This is a genomic window from Heliorestis acidaminivorans (assembly GCF_008933955.1).
In the GTDB taxonomy this organism is placed as follows: Bacteria; Bacillota; Desulfitobacteriia; order Heliobacteriales; family Heliobacteriaceae; genus Heliorestis; species Heliorestis acidaminivorans.
This window is the reverse complement of record NZ_WBXO01000001.1, coordinates 514,708-536,048: the sequence shown is the minus strand read 5'-3', so window position 1 is coordinate 536,048 and position 21,341 is coordinate 514,708. Positions and strand designations below refer to the sequence as shown.

Annotated in this window: 21 protein-coding genes and 1 tRNA gene; 21 read left to right on the top strand and 1 reads right to left on the bottom strand. The window is 41.8% G+C overall.

Features of this window, described 5'->3' with window-relative positions:
* Nucleotides 1-32: 32 nt before the first annotated feature.
* The 11 genes from plsY to F9B85_RS02550 all read left to right on the top strand — a co-directional run bounded on the left by plsY (nt 33) and on the right by F9B85_RS02550 (nt 11,336).
* Complete coding sequence (gene plsY, locus F9B85_RS02600; RefSeq protein WP_151618167.1) at nt 33-650, top strand: glycerol-3-phosphate 1-O-acyltransferase PlsY; 618 nt, start codon at nt 33-35, stop codon at nt 648-650.
* A 32-nt stretch (nt 651-682) separates the two neighbouring features.
* Complete coding sequence (locus F9B85_RS02595; protein ID WP_151618165.1) at nt 683-1,714, top strand: NAD(P)H-dependent glycerol-3-phosphate dehydrogenase; 1,032 nt, start codon at nt 683-685, stop codon at nt 1,712-1,714.
* A gap of 226 nt (nt 1,715-1,940) precedes the next feature.
* The gene (spoIVA, locus tag F9B85_RS02590; protein ID WP_151618163.1) at nt 1,941-3,419 is read left to right on the top strand and encodes a stage IV sporulation protein A; all 1,479 of its coding nucleotides are present in this window, start codon (nt 1,941-1,943) and stop codon (nt 3,417-3,419) included.
* Between the two features lie 151 nt (nt 3,420-3,570).
* The gene (locus tag F9B85_RS02585) at nt 3,571-4,173 is read left to right on the top strand and encodes a flavodoxin family protein (protein ID WP_151618161.1); all 603 of its coding nucleotides are present in this window, start codon (nt 3,571-3,573) and stop codon (nt 4,171-4,173) included.
* A gap of 16 nt (nt 4,174-4,189) precedes the next feature.
* Nucleotides 4,190-5,197: a deoxyguanosinetriphosphate triphosphohydrolase gene (locus F9B85_RS02580; RefSeq protein ID WP_151618159.1), complete on the top strand. Its 1,008-nt coding sequence runs from the start codon at nt 4,190-4,192 to the stop codon at nt 5,195-5,197.
* Between the two features lie 170 nt (nt 5,198-5,367).
* On the top strand, nt 5,368-7,329 hold the full coding sequence (dnaG, locus tag F9B85_RS02575) for a DNA primase (protein WP_151618157.1): 1,962 nt from the start codon (nt 5,368-5,370) through the stop codon (nt 7,327-7,329).
* Nucleotides 7,307-8,419: an RNA polymerase sigma factor RpoD gene (gene rpoD / locus F9B85_RS02570; protein ID WP_151618155.1), complete on the top strand. Its 1,113-nt coding sequence runs from the start codon at nt 7,307-7,309 to the stop codon at nt 8,417-8,419. The genes dnaG and rpoD overlap by 23 nt, the downstream gene beginning before the upstream one ends.
* Nucleotides 8,420-8,505: 86 nt before the next feature.
* Nucleotides 8,506-8,580: transfer RNA gene (locus tag F9B85_RS02565), tRNA-Ile, on the top strand.
* Between the two features lie 137 nt (nt 8,581-8,717).
* A complete protein-coding gene (locus tag F9B85_RS02560; protein WP_151618153.1) occupies nt 8,718-9,497 on the top strand; it encodes a tRNA (adenine(22)-N(1))-methyltransferase in 780 nt (259 codons plus the stop codon).
* Nucleotides 9,473-10,594: a Nif3-like dinuclear metal center hexameric protein gene (locus tag F9B85_RS02555; protein WP_151618151.1), complete on the top strand. Its 1,122-nt coding sequence runs from the start codon at nt 9,473-9,475 to the stop codon at nt 10,592-10,594. Before F9B85_RS02560 ends, F9B85_RS02555 begins: the two co-directional genes overlap by 25 nt.
* Before the next feature lie 130 nt (nt 10,595-10,724).
* Complete coding sequence (locus F9B85_RS02550; RefSeq protein ID WP_151618148.1) at nt 10,725-11,336, top strand: metallophosphoesterase family protein; 612 nt, start codon at nt 10,725-10,727, stop codon at nt 11,334-11,336.
* Between the two features lie 74 nt (nt 11,337-11,410).
* Here F9B85_RS02550 and F9B85_RS02545 read toward each other — a convergent pair whose 3' ends face one another.
* Complete coding sequence (locus F9B85_RS02545) at nt 11,411-12,118, bottom strand: TVP38/TMEM64 family protein (RefSeq protein ID WP_151618145.1); 708 nt, start codon at nt 12,116-12,118, stop codon at nt 11,411-11,413.
* Between the two features lie 80 nt (nt 12,119-12,198).
* On the opposite strand from F9B85_RS02545, the gene mobA reads away from it, so the two are divergent.
* The 10 genes from mobA (at nt 12,199) to F9B85_RS02495 (ending at nt 21,299) form a co-directional block, all read left to right on the top strand.
* On the top strand, nt 12,199-12,801 hold the full coding sequence (gene mobA, locus F9B85_RS02540; RefSeq protein WP_151618143.1) for a molybdenum cofactor guanylyltransferase: 603 nt from the start codon (nt 12,199-12,201) through the stop codon (nt 12,799-12,801).
* Complete coding sequence (fdhD, locus tag F9B85_RS02535) at nt 12,798-13,610, top strand: formate dehydrogenase accessory sulfurtransferase FdhD (RefSeq protein ID WP_151618141.1); 813 nt, start codon at nt 12,798-12,800, stop codon at nt 13,608-13,610. The genes mobA and fdhD overlap by 4 nt, the downstream gene beginning before the upstream one ends.
* Complete coding sequence (mobB, locus tag F9B85_RS02530; RefSeq protein ID WP_151618139.1) at nt 13,607-14,110, top strand: molybdopterin-guanine dinucleotide biosynthesis protein B; 504 nt, start codon at nt 13,607-13,609, stop codon at nt 14,108-14,110. Before fdhD ends, mobB begins: the two co-directional genes overlap by 4 nt.
* Nucleotides 14,111-14,535: 425 nt before the next feature.
* Nucleotides 14,536-15,108, top strand: coding sequence for a 4Fe-4S dicluster domain-containing protein (locus F9B85_RS02525; RefSeq protein ID WP_151618137.1), 573 nt, complete (start codon nt 14,536-14,538; stop codon nt 15,106-15,108).
* Nucleotides 15,105-15,980 carry a CoB--CoM heterodisulfide reductase iron-sulfur subunit B family protein gene (locus F9B85_RS02520; protein ID WP_151618135.1) on the top strand — a complete coding sequence of 292 codons (876 nt, stop codon included), beginning with the start codon at nt 15,105-15,107 and terminating at the stop codon, nt 15,978-15,980. The genes F9B85_RS02525 and F9B85_RS02520 overlap by 4 nt, the downstream gene beginning before the upstream one ends.
* 13 nt (nt 15,981-15,993) lie before the next feature.
* On the top strand, nt 15,994-17,976 hold the full coding sequence (locus tag F9B85_RS02515; RefSeq protein ID WP_151618133.1) for a CoB--CoM heterodisulfide reductase iron-sulfur subunit A family protein: 1,983 nt from the start codon (nt 15,994-15,996) through the stop codon (nt 17,974-17,976).
* Nucleotides 17,964-18,413: a hydrogenase iron-sulfur subunit gene (locus F9B85_RS02510; protein ID WP_151618131.1), complete on the top strand. Its 450-nt coding sequence runs from the start codon at nt 17,964-17,966 to the stop codon at nt 18,411-18,413. Before F9B85_RS02515 ends, F9B85_RS02510 begins: the two co-directional genes overlap by 13 nt.
* Nucleotides 18,410-19,354 (top strand): 4Fe-4S dicluster domain-containing protein, encoded by a 945-nt coding sequence (locus F9B85_RS02505; RefSeq protein ID WP_151618129.1) that lies wholly within the window; start codon nt 18,410-18,412, stop codon nt 19,352-19,354. Before F9B85_RS02510 ends, F9B85_RS02505 begins: the two co-directional genes overlap by 4 nt.
* 57 nt (nt 19,355-19,411) lie before the next feature.
* On the top strand, nt 19,412-20,422 hold the full coding sequence (locus F9B85_RS02500; protein WP_151618127.1) for a 4Fe-4S dicluster domain-containing protein: 1,011 nt from the start codon (nt 19,412-19,414) through the stop codon (nt 20,420-20,422).
* Nucleotides 20,415-21,299 (top strand): FAD/NAD(P)-binding protein, encoded by an 885-nt coding sequence (locus tag F9B85_RS02495; RefSeq protein ID WP_151618125.1) that lies wholly within the window; start codon nt 20,415-20,417, stop codon nt 21,297-21,299. Before F9B85_RS02500 ends, F9B85_RS02495 begins: the two co-directional genes overlap by 8 nt.
* The last annotated feature ends 42 nt before the right edge of the window (nt 21,300-21,341 follow it).

Sequence of the window (21,341 nt, the reverse complement as noted above, 5' to 3'; positions counted from 1 at the left end):
AGGATAGGGAAGGGGGCCTTGGAGATAAAGTTATGGACGCTCAAGTGGCTTTTGATTTTTCAACCTTACTTTTTTATTTAACAGCCTTTTTCTTGGGTTCTATTCCTTTTGCTTATCTGGCTGGACGCTTGCGAGGTCTTGATATTCGACAACATGGGAGTGGCAATATTGGCGCCACTAATGCTTTTCGTGTGCTCGGTCCTTTTATGGGTACAGTCGTACTGCTTTTAGATGCAGGGAAAGGCGCCGTAGTTGCCTTATGGGCCATAACTTCTTTTGGAGAGACAGTAGCCGTTATAGCTGGTCTAGCCGCCATTTTAGGCCATACTTTTAGTCCCTTTATGAAGTTCAAAGGTGGTAAAGGTGTAGCCACAGCGGCAGGTGTAGTTATAACGCTAATTCCGGATATTGCATTGATTTGTGTACTTCTTTTTGCTACTATTGTTGCTCTCTCCAAATACGTTTCTCTGGGCTCAATTACAGTAGCCATCACTTTACCGCTCTTGGCATTCTTTTTTAATAAACCTCTTGCCTACCAAATCTTTTCACTGGCCACAGCTGTTTTTGTGATTTATCGTCATATACCGAACATAAAGCGTCTCCTGGCTGGCGAGGAGAATTCCATTCGTCGCAATCAATCTAAATTATAAGTTGCAGTGCACAAAAAGAGGAGGTAAAAATCGTGGAATTAAGAAAAGTTGCTGTACTCGGTGCAGGTAGTTGGGGAACAGCTTTAGGACGTCTCTTAGCTTTACCACAACAACAAGTTCAAATCTGGGCTCGTCGTCCTGAATTAGCTAAAGAAATTAATAGTTATCGTGAAAATCGTCGTTACTTGCCAGGTGTTCTCTTACCAGCAAGGGTACGCGCTTCTTCTGATCTCGATGAAGTTCTAAAAAACGCTTCCATCTTGCTCATTGCCGTACCCTCATCGGCTTTGCAAGAGACTCTCGAGAAAATTAATGGAAAAGTATCACCGGAAACTCTAATCATCAACACAACGAAAGGTTTAGAACCAAAAACCTTCCGTCGACCAAGTGAAATATACAAAGCCCAATTGTCAGAAGAGCTTTATCAACGAGTAGTAACTTTATCTGGCCCAAGCCATGCAGAAGAAGTGGCTCGTGATATACCGACGACAGTTGTTCTCTCCTCAGAGAACCGAGCTAGCGCTGAAGAAGCACAGGACTTGTTGATGAGACCTCATTTTCGTGTATACACTAATCCCGATCTGATAGGCGTGGAATTAGGTGGGGCTTTGAAAAACATCATTGCTCTTTCTTGTGGTGTTGCTGAAGGTCTTGGCTTTGGTGATAATACTAAGGCGGCACTAGTAACGAGAGGTCTTGCAGAAATCTCTCGCTTAGGAATCGAGATGGGCGCTAGCCCAGCTACGTTCTCTGGCCTCGCTGGTCTTGGCGATTTGGTCGTGACTTGTACTAGTAAACATTCTCGTAATATGCGTTTTGGAATTCTTCTAGGTAAAGGAAAAAGCTGTAGTGACGCACTTCAGCAGATCGGACAGACCGTAGAAGGAATTAGAACTACAGAAGCGGCCTATCAGCTTTGTCAACATAAAAACATCAAAATGCCTATTACTGTAGAATGTTACAAAGTACTCTTTGAAGGTCTCTCACCATCGGAAGCAGTGGAGAACTTAATGCAGAGAAGCAAAACAAATGAAGTAGAAGAAGGCGTAAAAGACTGGTCGTAGACTAGTCTTTTTTCTTTTCCAAGCATATCTCTTTTTTACTTCACATATCCATTAAAGGGCCTAAAAGAAGATTCCTGCTCCAGCAAAAGTAGCTTGTTGTCATAGAGCTGTCCAATTGAACATATACATTTTACCGTTAAGGCCTGTCAATGGAATCATAGGGGGACCTATCCCTACCCGGCGGCCAGGGCAGGAAAACCAAAACCGATAAGGAGGGAAATGGGCGATGGAAAAACTTGACATATTCCGAGACATTAGCGATCGTACTGGTGGCGACATCTATATCGGGGTGGTAGGCCCGGTCCGCACGGGTAAGTCCACCTTTATCAAACGATTTATGGAGCACCTTGTATTACCAAATATCAAAAACATACATGACAAAGAAAGAGCTCGTGATGAGCTTCCCCAGTCTGGTGCCGGTCGTACCATTATGACGACAGAACCAAAATTCATCCCCAATGAAGCTGTAGAAATTGGTGTAAAAAGCGGAATAAAAATGCGTGTTCGTATGGTTGACTGTGTTGGCTATACTGTCGATGGCGCTCTTGGCTATGAAGAAGAAGAAGGACCTCGCATGGTTATGACGCCATGGTCAGAAAATGAAATGCCTTTCCAAGATGCCGCAGAGATGGGAACGCGTAAGGTTATTGCTGATCATTCTACCCTCGGTGTTGTCATGACTACAGATGGCTCAATTAGCGATCTAACTCGTGAAGCTTATGTAGAAGCAGAAGAAAGAGTTATAGAAGAGCTTAAAGAGTTACAAAAGCCCTATATTGTGATTCTTAACTCGCTCCATCCACAATCAAGAGAAACAATTGAGTTAGCCTATACCTTGGAAAGTTATTATCAAGTACCTGTACTACCGCTCAATGTGGCCACATTAACGCAAGACGATATATTGAAAATTCTAGAAGAAGCACTTTATGAATTCCCTGTTACTGAAGTAAACATCAATTTACCTCTCTGGATCGAAGAGCTTGAACAGAAGCACCCATTACGACAGCAATTTGAAGGAGCAGTACGCAACACCATCGCACAAGTTAAAAGGCTAAGAGATATTGATATTGCTGTAGAATCGCTAGGTGAATATGATTTTGTGCAAGATGTATTTTTAGAAGAGATGAACTTAGGAAATGGTGCAGCCACCATAGAAATGACAGCACCAGAAGGCATGTTTTATCAAGTTTTACAAGATGAAACGGGCTTTACGATCACAGGCGATCACGATTTGCTACGACTAATGAAAGATCTTGCACTAGCCAAGAAAGAATATGATAAAGTAGCAACAGCATTAGAAGATGTTCGCCAAGAAGGCTATGGTGTTGTTAACCCTAGCTTAGAAGAAATGTATCTAGAAGAACCAGAACTAATCAAACAGGGAAATCGTTTTGGCGTTAAACTGAAAGCAAGCGCCCCCTCTTTACACATCATTCGCGCTGACATTACAACAGAAATAACACCGATTATTGGGACGGAAAAGCAATGTGAAGAGTTGGTTCGATATATACTCGAAGAGTTCGAAGAAAATCCCCAGAAGATCTGGGAGTCTAACATCTTTGGCAAATCCCTCCATGACTTAGTACGTGAAGGCGTTCAAAATAAGCTGCAAAGGATGCCTGATAATGTACAGGTTAAACTACAAGATACGCTTCAAAGAATTGTTAACGAAGGTAACGGCGGACTTATCTGCATAATTATTTAAATGAAGAAGCCGGGATAAAATTTCCCGGCTTCTTTCCATGTAATTTCTCAAGTAAGTCTTTACAAGCAGGGATTTTGACTTGTAAGTGGTATTAATAATGTTAAGTAAGAGATTTTAACGTTAAACATGAGAAGTGAAGGGAGTAGATTAGATGAAGATTATTATCGTAAATGGCAGTCCCAATCAACAGGGGAATACGGCCAAACTATTGCAAGCTTCTGTTGAAGAATTAGAAAAAGCGCACTGTTCCGTACAGTGGTTACAAGTACCTGAACTGATAGCTAGCGCTCGTCATCCCTTCTGTACAGCTTGCTCCAATCCCTGTTCAGCTGTCTGTTACGCTGGAACAGCATTGGAACAGGCTTTTCAAGATATTTCAAAGGCTGATGCAGTAATTTTTGGTAGCCCTGTCTATTTTGGTACAGTGAGCGCACAATTAAAGGCTTTCTTTGACAAAACAAGAAAAATTCGAAGTCAAAAAGCTTGGCTTGCTTTACCAGGTGCAGTAGTCACAACAGGAGCTTCACGTTTTGGCGGACAAGAGACAACGACCAGAGCCCTGCATGACATGATGCTCGTACAAGGCATGACTATTGTTGGTGATGGTCATATCGATCATGACTGTGGACACTTTGGAGCTTCAGCGCAAAGACCAGTCGATCAAGATCAAGATGGTCTCTTACGTGCCAAGATATTAGCAAAAAGAATAGTAGACAGCGCTCGTCTTTATAGACAAGAAAAAGGAAAGAGCTAAAAGAAGGTGAGAACCTTTGGTCTTGCGAGAAGATATAGAAAGACGTGAAGAAAAAACTTTATCGGACTTTGCAAGTAAAGCCCGTCAGAGCAAAGGGCGGCGTCACTTCGAAGAAGAGTGTCATATTCGAACAGCTTTTCAAAGGGATCGAGATAGAATAATTCATTCCAAATCCTTTCGCCGTTTGAAGCATAAGACACAAGTTTTTATCTCGCCAGAAGGGGATCACTTTCGTACTCGGTTAACTCATACTTTAGAAGTGTCCCAGATTGCCAGAACGATTGCGAGAGCCCTTGGATTGAATGAAGATCTTACGGAAGCGATTGCTCTCGGTCATGATCTGGGCCATACGCCTTTTGGTCATGCTGGAGAAGAAGCCCTTGATCGAGTCTTTCCACCTGGTTTTTCTCACAGTCAACAGAGCCTTCGAGTGGTTGATTTCTTAGAACAAAATGGTGGTCTTAATCTAACCTGGGAAGTTCGTGATGGCATAGCCAACCATTCTAGTAGCGGGAGTCCCACTACATTAGAGGGGCAGATAGTGCGTTGGGCAGATCGCTTTGCTTATATTAATCATGATATTGATGATGCTATTCGTGGAGGAATTATTGAAGAAAAAGAACTGCCTCAGCAATATATTAAAGTGCTAGGCGATCGTCACCGTACTCGTATTAATACCATGGTTATGGATATGATCAAAGCTTCTCAGGATAAACCAAAGATTTGTCTTAGTCCTGAAGTTGAAGAAGCAGTCTGCTCTTTGCGCCAATATATGTTTGACCATGTTTATATTGGTTCTTTAGCAAAAGCTGAAGAAACAAAAGCGAAAGAGTTATTAATCGCTCTTTATCGCCTCTTCGTTACCCAACCTAATTTATTACCACAAGAATATCGTAATATGACTGAAGATTTTGGTCTAGAGAGAGCTGTTGTTGATTATATTTCAGGCATGACAGATCGATTTGCTCTGAAAACCTATGAAAAATATTTTCTACCTTCTCCTTGGCTAATTGGAAAAGATTAGATTGCAGTAACTTTAGATATAATATAGAAGTATTGAAGTAAATCAAAAAAAGTGTCGAAAATATGGAGGAAATGTTCTTTTTACCTAGAATAAGAAGAGAAGAATGCTGCCAAGAAAGGTAAAGAAGGATTTATGCGAAGAATGGCGAATTCATGATGGGGTGATGTACTTTGCGCGATCCCCAAATAATTGAAGATGTTCGTCATCGTATCGATATTGTAGAGTTGATCTCTCAATACCTTCCTCTAAAAAGACAAGGAAATCGCTTCGTGGGGCTCTGTCCGTTCCACCAAGAAAAGACACCGTCCTTCTCAGTATCTCAGGATAAGCAGTTTTTTCATTGCTTCGGTTGTGGTACTGGTGGCGATGTCTTTACCTTTGTCATGCTACAGGAGAATCTTACCTTTCCTGAATCTCTCAAGAAACTGGCAGAGCAAGCAGGAGTTTCTTTACCGGAGGCAGAACGAACGCCTGCCCAAGAGGCGGCTAGGCGTACAATTGAAAAAGGTCGAGCCCTTCACAAAAGAACAGCAGAGCTTTTTTTTCAATGTCTCCGTGAAGATTCTCGAGGCCTTCAGGGAAGGGACTATCTTCACAGAAGAGGTGTTAGTGATTCTGTTGCCGTAGCCTTTGGGTTAGGATTTGCCCCACAGCAATGGGACTTCTTGACGGAACGATTGCTCCGTGAAGGATACAGTACAGAAGAATTAGAACAATTTGGTCTTGCTCTTCGCAGAGCAGGCGGGGAAGGTCATTATGACAGATTTCGGAATCGATTAATCTTCCCCATTTTTGACGGACAAGGTAGACCAATTGCTTTTGGAGGTAGAGTTTTAGGCGATGAAATGCCTAAATACTTGAACTCCCCAGAAACACCTCTCTACAAGAAAGGTCAGCATCTTTACGGCTTGCACAAAGCAGGACCTTTTATTCGAGAAAAAGGTATGGCCATTCTAGTTGAAGGATACATGGATGTAATCACTTGTCACCAACATGGAGTAACACAAGCTGTTGCTACATTGGGAACAGCTTTAACAATTGAACAAGGTCGACTTTTGTTGCGCTATGGGTCTTCTGTGTTAATCTGTTACGATGGTGATAGAGCGGGAACAGCGGCTACAATCAAAGCTGGGCGAATCTTAACAGAGCTTGGTGCCAAAGTTAAAGTATTACACCTTCAGGAGGCCAAAGATCCAGACGAGTTTCTACAAAGCCAAGGAGCAAGTAAGCTATGGCAAGCTATTGACAAGGCTCCTACTTATATCGAATATCGATATAAGCAAGCTCATGCCCAACAGAATCTTAATTCAGTAGAGGGCAAAGTTGCAACCATCCGAGAGTTAGCACCCGATCTGTTGTCAATTCCTAGTGCTGTTGAACAAGAAGCGAATGTGCAATGGTTAGCGAAGCAAGTAGGTATTTCCGATAGTTCCATTATAGAAGAACTGCGAAGTTTATCGCATTCAAGACCTACTTATTCAAGGGATAGAAAGGAAAATCCATGGCATACTAATTCTATCCAAACTAACATATCTCAGGATTCGCGAGAGATAGCTGGGGCTTCTACTGCACAGAAAGCATTGACAGTAGATGAAGGAAAAGCTACAAGTCGCTTAGAAGAAGCTTGGCGCTATCTAATTTATTGGATGATTGGCGATGTAGAGAGAATCAATTGGGTATTGGAGCGTATGAATCAAGAAATTCCTGAGCTCCATGATCCAATTAAGGAAATAGTAGAGTCTTTGATAAAGCTAGGAAAAAGAGGTAGCAGTTCTGCTGTGAGAGACCTAACAGAGTCTTTAAGAACTGATCAAGCGAGGAACTATCTCAGCGCCCTGCTTGTAGATGAGCCAACACCAGATTGGCATAATCATATTATTGAGGACTGCATTAACACATTGAAGTACGGATGGTTAATTGAAGAAATATCGCGACTAGAAGGACAAATCAATCGTTGCTATCAAGAACAAGATGACCAAGAACTGCGGCATCTACTACCACAACTGGCGAAATTACAGCAACTGAGAAGTCGAGCTGGTCGCATACATGGAACGGTGCCTTTAGGTGGTCGGCAGGATCAACGGTCCTGGTCTAAGGGGGGAACCACAGATGAAAGAAGAGCAGAAAGATGAACAGGTTCAACAACTGCAAAATGTACAAGATCTGATTTCTAAGGGCAAGCAGAAAGGAATCCTTACGTACCAAGAAATCATGGATGCTCTGCAAGGTGTGGAAATGTCAACAGAGCAAATCGATGAAGTATATGAACAGCTTGGTAATCTGGGGATTGATGTCGTTCCTGAGAATGCAGAGGAGCCCCTTGATAAGGGCGAAGAACCGCTGATTCGTGAGGAAGAAGAAATCGAGGTTGACCTTTCAGTTCCTGAGGGAGTGGGAATTGACGATCCTGTACGAATGTACTTAAAAGAGATCGGAAGGGTACCCTTACTCTCGGCTGAAGAAGAGATTGAGCTTGCCAAAGGGATGGAACAGGGCGATGAAGAAGCCAAAAGAAGGCTGGCAGAAGCTAACCTTCGACTTGTTGTGTCGATCGCCAAAAGATATGTTGGCAGAGGAATGCTTTTTCTCGACCTCATACAAGAAGGGAACTTAGGTCTTATCAAAGCAGTTGAGAAATTTGACTATCGTAAAGGCTATAAGTTCTCAACCTATGCGACCTGGTGGATTAGACAGGCCATAACAAGAGCTATTGCCGATCAGGCAAGAACGATTCGTATCCCCGTACACATGGTTGAAACGATTAACAAGTTGATTCGCGTATCTAGGCAGTTGTTGCAAGAATACGGTAGAGAGCCATTGCCAGAAGAAATTGCTAAAGAAATGGAAATACCAGTAGAGCGGGTTAGAGAGATTATGAAAATCGCTCAAGAGCCTGTATCACTGGAAACACCGATAGGGGAAGAAGAAGATTCTCATCTCGGTGATTTTATTGAAGATCAGGACGCCCCTGCACCTGCAGAAGCGGCTTCTTTCATTTTATTAAAAGAACAACTTGAAGAAGTTCTAGAAACATTAACACCAAGAGAAATGAAAGTATTACGCTTGCGCTTCGGCTTAGACGATGGTCGTTCTAGAACACTTGAAGAAGTAGGACAGGAATTTGGCGTTACACGTGAGCGCATTCGCCAGATTGAAGCAAAAGCTTTGCGGAAACTGCGTCATCCTAGTCGTAGTAAAAAATTAAAAGATTATTTGGATTAAATAGGCTATTGACGAATGGTGGCTCTTATAATATAATCATTAAGGACTCAAGAGACATCCCCAAACTGATTGAGGGATGTCATGACGGGCCTATAGCTCAGCGGTAGAGCAACCGGCTCATAACCGGTTGGTCCCTGGTTCGATCCCAGGTGGGCCCACCATATTTGGTGAATTAAGCACCCCTTTGCCTGTTTAGGCAGAGGGGTTTTTGATTTTATTTTCTTAACGTGGGAAAACCGTAGAGACTCAGGGGATAGAGAAAACTTTTTAATATAGTTAGAGAGGAACCGTGGAACCTATGGACTTAAGCCCAAGACTAGCTCGCTTAGCAGAGGCTGTGCCAGCTGACACGGTACTAGCCGATGTAGGTACTGATCATGCTTATTTGCCAGTTGCCCTTGTTAAGGCAGGAAAGATTGACCGAGCCATTGCTACAGATGTTCATCAGGGGCCTGCAGAAGCGGCACGTCAGCATGTTAAAGCTTATGGCGTAGATAGTAAGATTAAAGTTCGTCTAGGTGATGGCTTGAAACCTATCAAAGCTGGTGAAGTAGAGACATTAGTAATTGCAGGCATGGGTGGCGGTACTATACTCAAAATACTGCAAGAAGGTGTACAAGCAGACAAGGTTGATCAGCTAAAAAGGATGGTTTTACAGCCACTAGAAGGTGCTACAGAATTACGAAAGTGGCTCTTACAGAGAGGCTGGAAAATTATTGAGGAAGATCTGATCGAAGAAGGCAAGCGGATCTACGAAGTTATTGTGCTTGAGCAGAGCTTTCTTGAGCAGGATATTAAGGAAGGTTTCGAGAAAGAGAATAGAACCAAAAGCACAAAACTTTCGATGAAAGAGTTTGCTATAGATGAGTCTATACAGTGGCTTTTAGGTCCACGATTACTAGAGAAAAAGCATAAACTACTAATTCCTATGATTGAAAAACATATCATAAAAGAACAGCGTGCTTTGTCAGGTATGCAAGCAGGACGTAATGTGGCCAAGCATGCATTAGAAGCCAAAGAAAAGAGAATTAATGATTTAGAAGAGGTGAAGAAATGGCTCTTGCCTGCGGAAGAATAATTGAATGGATTGAAAATATAGCGCCTACACGTTTGGCTGAACATTGGGATCAAATTGGTTTGCAAATTGGCTATGGAGGCACAGAAGTTAGAAATGTATATCTAGCTTTAGACTTAGATGAGCAAGTAATTGATGAAGCTTTAGCTAAAGACTGTCAGATGATTATTTTACACCATCCTTTGATCTTCAAGCCTCTTGCTAATTTGCGCTGGGATAACCAACAAGGACGTATGATCAAAAGAATAGTCGAAAATGACTTACAGATTTACGTTGCCCATACCAACCTTGATATTGCCCAAGGTGGCGTAAATGATGTCCTAGCGACCAAAGTAGGCTTAGAAAAGATCGAACCTTTGTATGAAGACAAAAAAGATGAGCTCGTCAAGATTGTAGTTTTTGTCCCTCTAGAAGATGAAGAAAAAGTGCGACAAGCTATGGGAGATGCAGGTGCAGGCCACATTGGTCAATATAGTCATTGCACCTTCAGAACAGAGGGTACAGGCACTTTCTTGCCCTTAGACGGGGCTAACCCTCATATCGGAAAAGTCGGTTCACCTGAAGAAGTACAGGAGGCTCGATTAGAAACTATCGTTTCTCAAAGAAAGCTTAAGAGAGTCTTAAAAGCCCTATTCAAAGCACATCCTTACGAGGAAGTAGCCTACGATCTCTATCCTTTGTTAAACGAAAGTAAAGCTAACGGGTTGGGTCGTATTGGCTATTTAGCAGAACCGCTTTCTGTACAAGACTTTGCAGAACAAGTGAAGAAAAACTTAAATATTACTTCCTTACGTTGGGTAGGGAAAGATAAAAATAGAAAAATACAAAAAGTTGCTGTCTGCGGTGGATCAGGCGGTTCTACTATTGGCCATGCCCGCTATAAAGGCGCAGACTTACTGATCACAGGCGATCTAAAATATCATGATGGTCAGGAAGCTCTTTCTCTTGGGATGGACCTTTTTGATGCTGGACACTTTGCCACCGAAAATCCAGCCATGGCTCAACTAGCTGAAGAGCTTAGAGAGAAAGCCAAAACAGAAAAAAGAAAAATTCAATTTTTTGTACACCAAAAGAATCAGGACCCTATGTGCCTGTTATAAAAAAGCCAACAGAACCAGCATCACTGCGCTTCTTTATGTTCTTAAGCAAAAGCTGATTAACTAGCTATGTACAGACAAGGTCATTAATGAACGGAGAAGCACTTGATAGGAGAGGAGTTGGTCTTAAACTATGCTGTACGGAATCATTTCTGATATTCACGGCAAAGTAAAGGCATTGCATAAAGCATTAAGCTTGTTAAAAGAAGTAGACCAGATTATCTTTCTTGGAGATGTACCAAATTACCGTGATGGTGCTGGCTTTTATGAAACACTAGAGATATTACACCAAGAAAAGGTTATTGCTGTACGTGGTAATTGTGATGCTTATGTCTTGTATAATCATCGTCCAGAAGAAGTAAAAGAGCACTTATGGGATTTCTATGAAGCCTGGCCTACAGAGCGCAGAATAGGCGAGGATATTTTGCTGCTTCACGGTGGTCCTCGCGACCCTTTAGGTGAAAGAATTCATAATGAAGAGCAAGCATGGAAGAACTTTAATGTACAAGACTTCAGAGTTTGCTTTCATGGTCATCAACATACGCTTACTTGTTTTGAATATCATGAAGGCGATGTTCGGCAAATTTTATTGCAAGATGGCCAAGTCTTTTCCCTGCAAAAAGATTGTCGATATATTGTTGGAGTAGGTTCTGTTGGTGAGCCAAGAGATCATAAGCTAGGCAGCTTTGTACTTTATGATCAAGACAAAGAAGAGATACAAGTAAAACGCTTTTCATTAGCTTAGATTTCCAGACGAAACAGATAAATTTTTGACCATCAAGAAAACCCCGTGATTTAACAAACACGGGGTTAACTAACTTAACTGTGCGGTGTAGTTATACTATCCTGTTCTTTCTTTTTGAGCCAGCGGCTAATTAGAGGCGTGAGGATAATTAGCAGAAGAAGCCAGAGAGTAAAGTAAAGTACATATTCCCAAAAGGCAAAAGAACGATAACCCAGAAAGTTATAGAAAACAATAGCTGGTGTTTGACCTACAGCAGTACCCCAGGTAAAAGACCACCAAGTTACCCTAGATAAACCGAAGGCATAAGAAGTAAAGTCAAAAGGCATAAAGGGAAGCATTCTTGTCAACATAACGGCCATAGAACCATAATGAGCCAAAAAATCATCAATCTCGGCCAAAAAACCTGCTTTAACAAATTGAGCAACAAAAGGGCGACCTAATTGACGGGCAAGCCAGAAGCAAAAAAGAGCGCTCGCTAAAGAGCTAAACCAAGAGAGAAAAAAGCCTAACCACTTTCCAAAGATAGCTCCGTTAACAATGAAGATAAGAATAGAAGGAATAGGCGAAACAAAGGCTTGGAAAATCATGAGCAAAAAAGATACAAGCGGAGCGGCTATACCGAATGACAATATATAATCTCGTAAACCTGACATATTTCCACTGATCATCAGTTCAGCAGCGACTATCAGATTTTGCCTTAGAACAGGTATGATAGCAAAAGCCAGGATAACAAAGCAAAGAAGAATTAAAGGTAGATAAGAAAGCCTAAAAGATATTTTCAAGAAGAGACCTCCTTGTCATTTTCTTCTTCTTGTCAATGCCCTGCTTAAAATGTAGCAAATATAGAAAAGGTGAAGATGAGATGGACCTATCAGCAATAATTCTAGCAGGTGGACAAAACAAACGAATGGGAATGAACAAAGCTTTCTTACCCTTCGGTCAAAAAGTACTGATAGAACATATTATGGAAGAGCTTGCACAGGTAACGCAGGAAATAATCATAGTAACTAATGAACCAGCACTATATAAAGACATAGAAGCTACGATTACACCTGATCTATTGCCTTATAAGAACCCTCTCTGTGGAATCCATGCTGGGTTGACGGTCTCCTCTAATCACTATAACTTTATAGTTGCTTGTGACATGCCTTTTATACAAAAGACTTCTATTGATGAGCTCTTACACCTATCTGAAGGCTACGATGTTATTGTACCGAAAATAGGTACTTATCTACAACCTCTTTATGCAGTATATTCCAAAAACTGTATCCATGCCATCGAAGTGACACTGCACAAAGGCGTAGGAAAGATAACTGATTTCTATAATCTAGTAAAAGTTAGGTATATAGAAGAAGATGTACTAAATCATTGGGAGTCCTTAGACCAACTCTTCTTTAATGTTAACACACCAGAAGATTATGTTAAGGCCAAAGAGAAAGCTATAAATAGAGGACAGGAAGCATGAACAAAACAAAAAGCTACTCCATAACCCGTCTTCAACAGGGAGGCTTACTTGCAGAAGAGGTAGAAGATCAACTTGTTAGAGAATGGCCTCTTACCATCTATCTAAATGGACAAGAAATTGTTACTTTGCTTACAACACCAGAGTATATAGAAGACCTAGCTATCGGCTTTCTGGCGGCTGAAGGTTTTATTAAAAAGGCTGATCAGATAAAGACGCTTTACTCTGATGAAGAGAAGGGCCAGGTTTTTATAGAAGCTGATGTATCGAAGATAGCAGAAAGCACTTTTATGAAACGATTTATAACAACAGGATGTGGCAAAGGGACGACCTTTTATCACATCGATGATGCGAGACAAAGCCAAAAAAAAGTGACTTCTTCTCTACAAGTTGAGGCCAAAAAAATTCTCGAACTAATGCAAAAAATGCAGAAAATGTCACAGCTTTATCAAGAGACGGGAGGAGTACACTCAGCCGCATTATGTGATGAGCAAGATATACTGCTCTATCGTGAAGATGTGGGACGACATAATGCTGTTGATAAAATATTAGGCAAGTGCTTTACCGATAAAGAGCCGCTCCATGACAAATTACTGCTTACATCAGGTCGAATCTCTTCAGAAATACTCACCAAGGTTGCAAAAATGGCTATCCCTATAATTGTCTCTAGATCTGCGCCTACAGATTTGGCCATAGAATATGCAGAGCAAATCGGAGTTACCGTTTTAGGTTTTGCACGTGGTCAACGAATGAACTTGTATACCCATCCCTCTCGGATCATTTCAAGAAAAGAAGGGAGTCAGGAAAATTGAATAAGATTCCAGTCCTTTCTATTGTAGGCACTTCTAATTCTGGTAAGACAACGTTGCTCGAAAAAATTATTGTAGAGATGAAAAAAAGAGGCTATAGAATAGCTACTGTCAAACATAGTCACCACGACGCCGAGATAGATCGGCCAGGCAAAGACACTTGGCGACATGGACAAGCTGGAGCAGATAAAGTTGTCTTATCCACACCCACTAAAGTTGCCATAATTGAGAAGCTAGCAGAAGAGGTAGCACTAGAGCAAATTCTAGAACGTATCTCCGGTGTAGACATTATATTTACAGAAGGGTATAAAAGAGGTTCTCAGAAAAAAATTGAAGTTCATCGAACTTGTCTCGGTCGAGGATTGATTACGCCTCTAGAAGAGTTGATAGCTATTGCTTCTGATCAAACTTTTGAAGTACCTGTTCCTTCTCTAGATCTTAATGACATAGAAGGCTTGACTAAGATCATTGAGCAATATATAGAGAATGAAAATAAAAAATAAACCTCTTAGCTTGTGCAACCTTTATTTATATTCAAAGGTTGCACAAACATTTTAAATATAAGTGGAAAAATCTTATATAACTTCAACACTTGAATTAATGATACAATAACAATAAAATAGCTTGTAAATGTGATAACTCGCTCATAAACTTGACTATTGAGTTCACAAATACAGTTTTTATGAATTTTTTATTACCAAGAAGGAATTAACAGTAAGGGAGCGAATAGAAGTCGTTGTAGTTATAAGGAAATTTTTCTTTTTTATAAGTAAAATTGACTTTAACTAGCCTTGTGAGAATTTACGCAAGCTTACACAAAGCCCCAACAGTTGTCCTTGAAATCCATTAAGTTCAAATAAAAATTTCCCCGTCCTCTTGTCACTTCTCTGAACATTTAACGATTTTGCTTGAGGAGGTCGAGTCTACGATGGGTTCAATTCAACTGTCCAATACAGTACCTGACAGTGATGAATTTCGAGCGCTCTTAAAAAAGGAATACGAAAGTGATCTATCTCTTTGTTACCAATGTGGAAAATGTTCTGCCGGTTGCCCTGCGGCTTTTGCTATGGAGAATACGGTTAGACAAATTATTCGCATGGTACAGTTAGGTCTTACCAAAGAAGCTTTAACTACCTATAGCATTTGGGTTTGTGCTTCCTGCGAGACATGCTCTACACGCTGTCCTCGTCATGTAGAACCAGCTAAGGTTATGGAAGCTTTACGGATAGAAGCGAAAAAAGCAGGACTTGTAGCTGACAAAAGAGCAGACTTGTTTAACGATTTGTTCTTACAATCTGTTTCTAATCATGGACGTCTTCATGAAGTGGGACTTATCATGCGTTATAACCTTTTATCTGGTCAATGGTTCAAAGATGCCATGTTAGCGCCCTCTATGATGATGCAAGGTAAGCTAAAAGTTTTACCTGAATCTATTAAGAATAAAGAAGCTGTAGCAAAAATATTTAAGAACGTGCAGAAGAAAAGAGGTGGCCAGAAGTGAAATACGGTTTCTACCCCGGATGTTCCTTACATGGAACAGGGATTGAATATGGTATGTCTACCACAGTCGTTGCCAAGAAATTAGATATTAATCTCGTTGAGATTCCTGATTGGAATTGCTGTGGTGCTTCTTCTGCTCATAATACTGATCCTCTTTTAGCGAAAGCTTTGCCAGCAAGAAATCTAGCCTTAGCAGAGCAATATGGACTTAATGATATTGCTATTCCTTGTGCCGCTTGTTATCAAAGGCTAAAAATGTCTGAGCTAGCCGTTCAGAAGGAAGAAACAAGAGAAGAAATATCCGAAATTATTGAAATGAATCTGAAAGGGAAAGCAAGGGCTAGATCAATCTTAGAAGTTTTCTCTAACGATCTTTCAGAAGAAAGAATAAGAGAAGAAGTTGTAAAACCTTTAACAGGACTGAAAGTAGCCTGTTATTATGGCTGTCTACTTGTCAAGCCACCCGAAGTAGCCATTGACAGCACAGAGCACCCACTTATGATGGATCGCATCATTACAACTTTAGGTGGAACTCCTGTAGAGTGGGATTACAAAACAGAATGTTGTGGTGGAGCTCTGTCGCTCACTCGTGTAGATGCGGCAGTTATGATGACAGCAAAGATCTTGCACTATGCTAAATTAGCCGGTGCAGACTGTATTGCCACACCTTGCCCACTCTGTACTTCTAATTTAGACATGCGACAAAAGGCAGCAGAAAAAGCTTTAGGCATATCTATTAACTTGCCTGTCTATTATTTTACGGAACTTATGGGTACGGCTTTTGGCATTGCTCCTAATGAATTAGGGTTAGACAAACATTTCGTAGAAGCCAAATCGTTGCTTCAAAATATAAGCGCCCCCGCTGGTCAATGAGGAGGGTAAAGGCGTGAAACGAATCGGTGTTTTTGTATGTCACTGTGGTACAAACATTGCTAATACAGTTCACTGTGATCAAGTCGCAGAAGTAGCGAAAGACTTTCCTGGCGTTGTTTACTCATGCGATTATAAATATATGTGTGCTGAACCGGGACAGCAGTTGATCCAAGATGCTGTTAGAGAGCACAATCTAGATGGCTACGTTGTAGCGGCTTGCTCTCCTCGTATGCATGAGCCTACTTTTCGTAAATGTGCAGAGCGAGCTGGCCTTAATCCCTATATGATTGAACAAGTCAACATCCGTGAGCAATGTTCTTGGGTTCATGCTGATAAAGAAAAAGGAACAGAGAAATCCATCGATCTCCTTCGTATGGCTGTAGCTAAAGCTAGAAAAAATGAACCTCTTAGTTCAAGCACTATCCCTGTAACAAAGCGAGCCTTAGTCATTGGTGCAGGTATCGCAGGGATTCAGACGGCCATCGATATAGCCGACAATGGCTTTCAAGTAACTTTGTTGGATCGAGAACACTCTATTGGTGGACGAATGGCTCAAGTTGACAAAACATTCCCAACTCTTGATTGCTCAGCTTGTATTCTAACGCCCAAAATGGTAGAAGCGGCACAGCACCCTAATATTGAAATGGTTACCTACGCAGAAGTAACAGCTGTTGATGGCTTTGTAGGTAACTTTGACGTCACAATTCGCAAAAAAGCTCGTTATGTAGATTTTGATAAATGTACAGGTTGTGGCGCTTGTCAAGAAAAGTGTCCTAAGAAAGTTTCTTCTGAGTTTGAGATGGGCCTAGGTCCTCGCAAAGCTATTTATGTACCTTTTCCCCAAGCTGTACCGAACAAGCCTGTTATTGATGCAGAACATTGCCGCTATCTACTTGATGGCAAATGTGGTGTCTGTAAAAAGATTTGTCCTACTGAAGCTGTAGACTATGAGCAAAAAGACGAAGTAATCGTTGAACGCTATGGTTCAATCGTTGTTGCTACCGGTTTTGATCAATTTGATATTTCTAAATACGAAGAATACGGCGCTGGTCGTTATCCTGATGTAATCACAGGCCTTCATTTAGAGCGCCTGATGAACGCCTCAGGCCCCACAGCCGGTAAGATAAAAAGACCTTCTGACGGTAAAGTTCCAGAAAAGATTGTTTTCATCAAATGTGTAGGCTCTCGAGATGAAGCAAAAGGTCGTCCTTACTGCTCTAAAGCATGTTGTATGTATGTAGCCAAGCATGCCACGTTGATAAAAGAGAAAATGCCTCAATCAAAATCTTATATTTTCTATATGGACGTGAGAACAGGTGGTAAGAGCTACGAAGAATTCTATAAGCGGACACAGGAGCAATATGATGGCCAGTATATTCGCGGTCGCGTATCGAAGATATTCCAAGTAGGCGACAAGCTTATTGTTCGAGGAGAAGACTCCTTAATCGGACGGCCTGTAGAGATAGAAGCTGATCTAGTTGTTTTAGCCGCTGGCATGGAACCTCGTGCTGACGCCGTTGCCTTAGCGCGTACTCTTGGTATTTCCTACGATCAACATGGTTGGTATACGGAAGCACATCCTAAGCTACAACCTATTGAAACCCATACTGCCGGTATCTATTTAGCTGGTGTTTGCCAGGGGCCGAAAGACATTCCCGAATCAGTAGCGCAGGCTTCTGCCGCCGCAGTAAAAGCTACAGGTCTTTTATCCAAAGGAGAATTAACTTCCGAAGCGATGATAGCGGAATGTAACGAAGCAGTATGTGCAGGGTGCGGACTTTGCATATCTGTCTGTCCTTATAAAGCTATTGAGAAGAAAAAAGTTAGTGAACGTGTTCATGGGCAAATGAAGGAGCGCGTCGTAGCAGTAGTCAATCCTGGTCTTTGTCAGGGCTGTGGTGCTTGTACAGTTAACTGTCCCTCTAGCGCAATGAATATCAACGGCTTTACGAACGAACAAATCTTGGCGGAGGTGGATGCGCTGTGTCAACGGTAGAAGATAAGAAGCAAACCGCTCAGGATTGGGAGCCTAACATTGTAGGTTTTGCCTGCAACTGGTGTACCTATGCAGGTGCCGACCTTGCCGGTCTGTCACGAATGCAATATCCACCTAATGTCAAACTAATTCGCGTTCCCTGCTCTGGTCGTACTAATCCTCAATTCGTATTAAGAGCTTTTCAAAAAGGTGCCGATGCTGTACTAGTAGCTGGTTGTCACCCTGGTGATTGTCACTACTCAACAGGTAATTATTTTACCCGTCGTCGTTACTTGCTTATGCAGAGGCTTCTTGAATATATGGGTATCGATCCAAGACGTTTTCAAGCTCGTTGGATCTCAGGCTCTGAAGCACCTAAATTCCGTGATGTAGTGACCCAAATGTCAGAAGAAGTAAAAGCTCTTGGACCGAACAAAAAGTTGAGGGAGGAGCTATGAACAGTTTAATCAAAGAAATGCAAGCACTGGCTCAAGAACTCCTAGCTTCAGGTGAAGTAAAGGGTGTTTTTGGTTGGACCAAAGGCAGTCGCTGGTACCTTACACCCCCTCTCTTTATACAAAAAGCAGAAGATGCTATTAAGCTTCATTACGATGAATTTGCTATCAACAATCTCACCAGTTTGCTTTTGGACTATCGCAACAGTGATGACAAGATTGCCATCTTCGTCAAAGGTTGTGATAGCCGAGGAATCTTACGTCTGATACAAGATAAACAAGTCAATCCAGAAAAAGTACTTGTTATTGGTTTACCTTGTCCTGGGATGGTTGACAAAGAAGCTGTAAAAGATCAACGCCATGTCCACGATCTTCCGTTGCTTCGCAAATGCCAAGAATGTCGCTACCCTAATCCTGTACTAGCAGACCGGACGCTTGGTGATGTGCAAGTGACGAAAGAGCCAGGTGTACCGATAGGCATAACAGCAGAAAGAGCGATCCAAAAAGGCGTAGGAAGCAAAGGCAAAGAACGTTACCAAGAAGTAAAAGAAATAGAAGCGCTCAGTGCTGATGAGAAGTATGCTTTTTGGCAAAAGCAACATGAGAAGTGCCTCCGTTGCTATGCCTGTCGAAATATATGCCCAGCCTGTAACTGTCGCGAATGTATTTTTGAATCAGACAAAAAAGGTTGGGTCAACAAAGCGGCAACAACAACAGATAATGCATTTTTTGGAATCACAAGAGCTATGCATGTAGCCGGACGTTGTGTTGACTGTGGCGAATGTGAACGGGTTTGCCCTGCCGGTATTCCCATCATGAAAATTAATCGTAAGATTATGCAAGATATTGATGAACTTTTTGGCACTTACGATGCTGGTACAGACCTTGAAGAGGCCGGCCCTCTAAATCACTTCAAACTAGACGATCCAGAAGAATTTCTGTAGGAATGGGAGACAGGCCAAAGCGTTCATATTCGAAAAAGTAAGGCAGGTGATTCCGTCTTGAAAGCCTTTCCCAAAGCAAAACTACAAGAAGTACTGAAGACTTTAGCAAGCAAAGGGACTCTCTATGTACCGGCTCTTGTCGATGAAACTCATCGCTATTACCCTTATAGAGCTGATATCCAAGTGTCTTTAGAGCAAAACAGCGCTATCAGCCCCAAAGAAATTTTCTTTCCTTCTACGGAAAAAATATACAACTTTACCGCCTACGGAATCGATGGTGATTATGAAGAAATATTACCAGACCGTACAGCTTGCGTTCTTTTTGGCGTACGTTCTTGTGATATGCAAGCCATACTTTGCATGGACGATGTCTTTTTGACCAGAGGATATATAGACGAATACTATGCAACTCGACGAGAAGGTGCAACCATCGTTGCACTCGGTTGTAGCAAGGCTGGTGCTGATTGCTTTTGCTCTTCTATGGGACTTAACCCTGTAGAACATGAAGGTGCTGATGCCCAACTTTATGATCTTGGTGACTACTACGGTATCCAAGGGCGGACTGAAAAAGGTGAAAAAGTAGTTGAAGCCCTTGCCGTAGCTGGCTTGTTGAGTGAATCTTCCGCTGAAGTCTTAGTACCAGAAGAATTTGTACTGCAAGTTGACAGTGAAGGTATTGCCGAGAAATTGCAAGCTATGTTTGAGCATTCCTTGTGGGATCAATTGTGGCGCAAATGTATCAACTGTGGCACTTGCACCTATCTCTGCCCCACATGTCACTGTTTTGACATTTCAGAGAAAAAGAAAAACCAACACTGTGGTGTTAAGATTAAGTGTTGGGATTCCTGTATGTTTAACGAATACGCTATGATGGCTGGAGGACACAACCCTCGCCCTAGCAAGAAAGAAAAAGTTCGTCAACGTTTTATGCATAAACTACGCTATTTCCCAGAACGATATGGAAAATATCAATGTACGGGTTGCGGGCGCTGTATCGCCAAGTGTCCCGTGAACCTGGAGATCACTGATGTGATCAATCAGGTGAGGGAGGCGAAAGTTAATGGTTAAGGATAACGCAACTCCGGAGAACTTGGCCAAAGCAACAACAGAAGAAATCAAAAGAATCAATCCTCTCATACCAATGAAAGCTAAAGTTACCAAAATTATCGAAGAAACACCAGACGTAAAAACTTTCTATATATCCAAAGAAGAAAACGGTCAAATGGTAGTACCTTTTCATACAGCTCCAGGACAACTAGCCATGTTATCTCTGCCTGGCGTAGGTGAAGCCATGTTTTCCGCCACCGATGCTCCTGATCACTTACAATTATCGATCAAAAAAGTAGGAACTCTTACTGATGAACTACACGAAATTGTACCAGGACAGACGGTAGGAATTCGTGGCCCCTATGGTAACGGTTTTCCTATGGACCAGATTAAAGGCAAAAATGTGCTTTTTATCGCCGGTGGCATCGGGTTGGCGCCAGTTCGTACAGCAGTACGTTACTGTGTTGATCATCGCGATGATTTTGCAAAGCTTCACCTTGTCTATGGATCACGTTCACCAGCGGACCTAGTTTTCCAATACGATCTTTTCGAAACTTGGCCTGCTGTTCGAGATTTTCAAGTATCTGTGACGGTCGATCGAGGTGATGATAATTGGAAGGGTAATGTAGGCTTTGTCCCAGCTTTTTTGGAAGAGCTAAAGCCTAACCCAGATAATACAGTCTGTATTATCTGTGGTCCTCCTATTATGATTAAGTTCACGTTAGGCATTCTCGACAAGCTAGGCTTTACAGCAGAGAACGTAATTACAACGTTAGAGATGCGCATGAAATGTGGTATAGGCAAATGTGGACGCTGTAACATCGGTAGTTGTTATATTTGTCTCGACGGACCTGTCTTTACCTTGGCAGAGATGAAAAAAATGCCTAATGAATATTAACGAATAGAGTACCTTATCTAGAAGCCCCTCAACGAGAGGGGC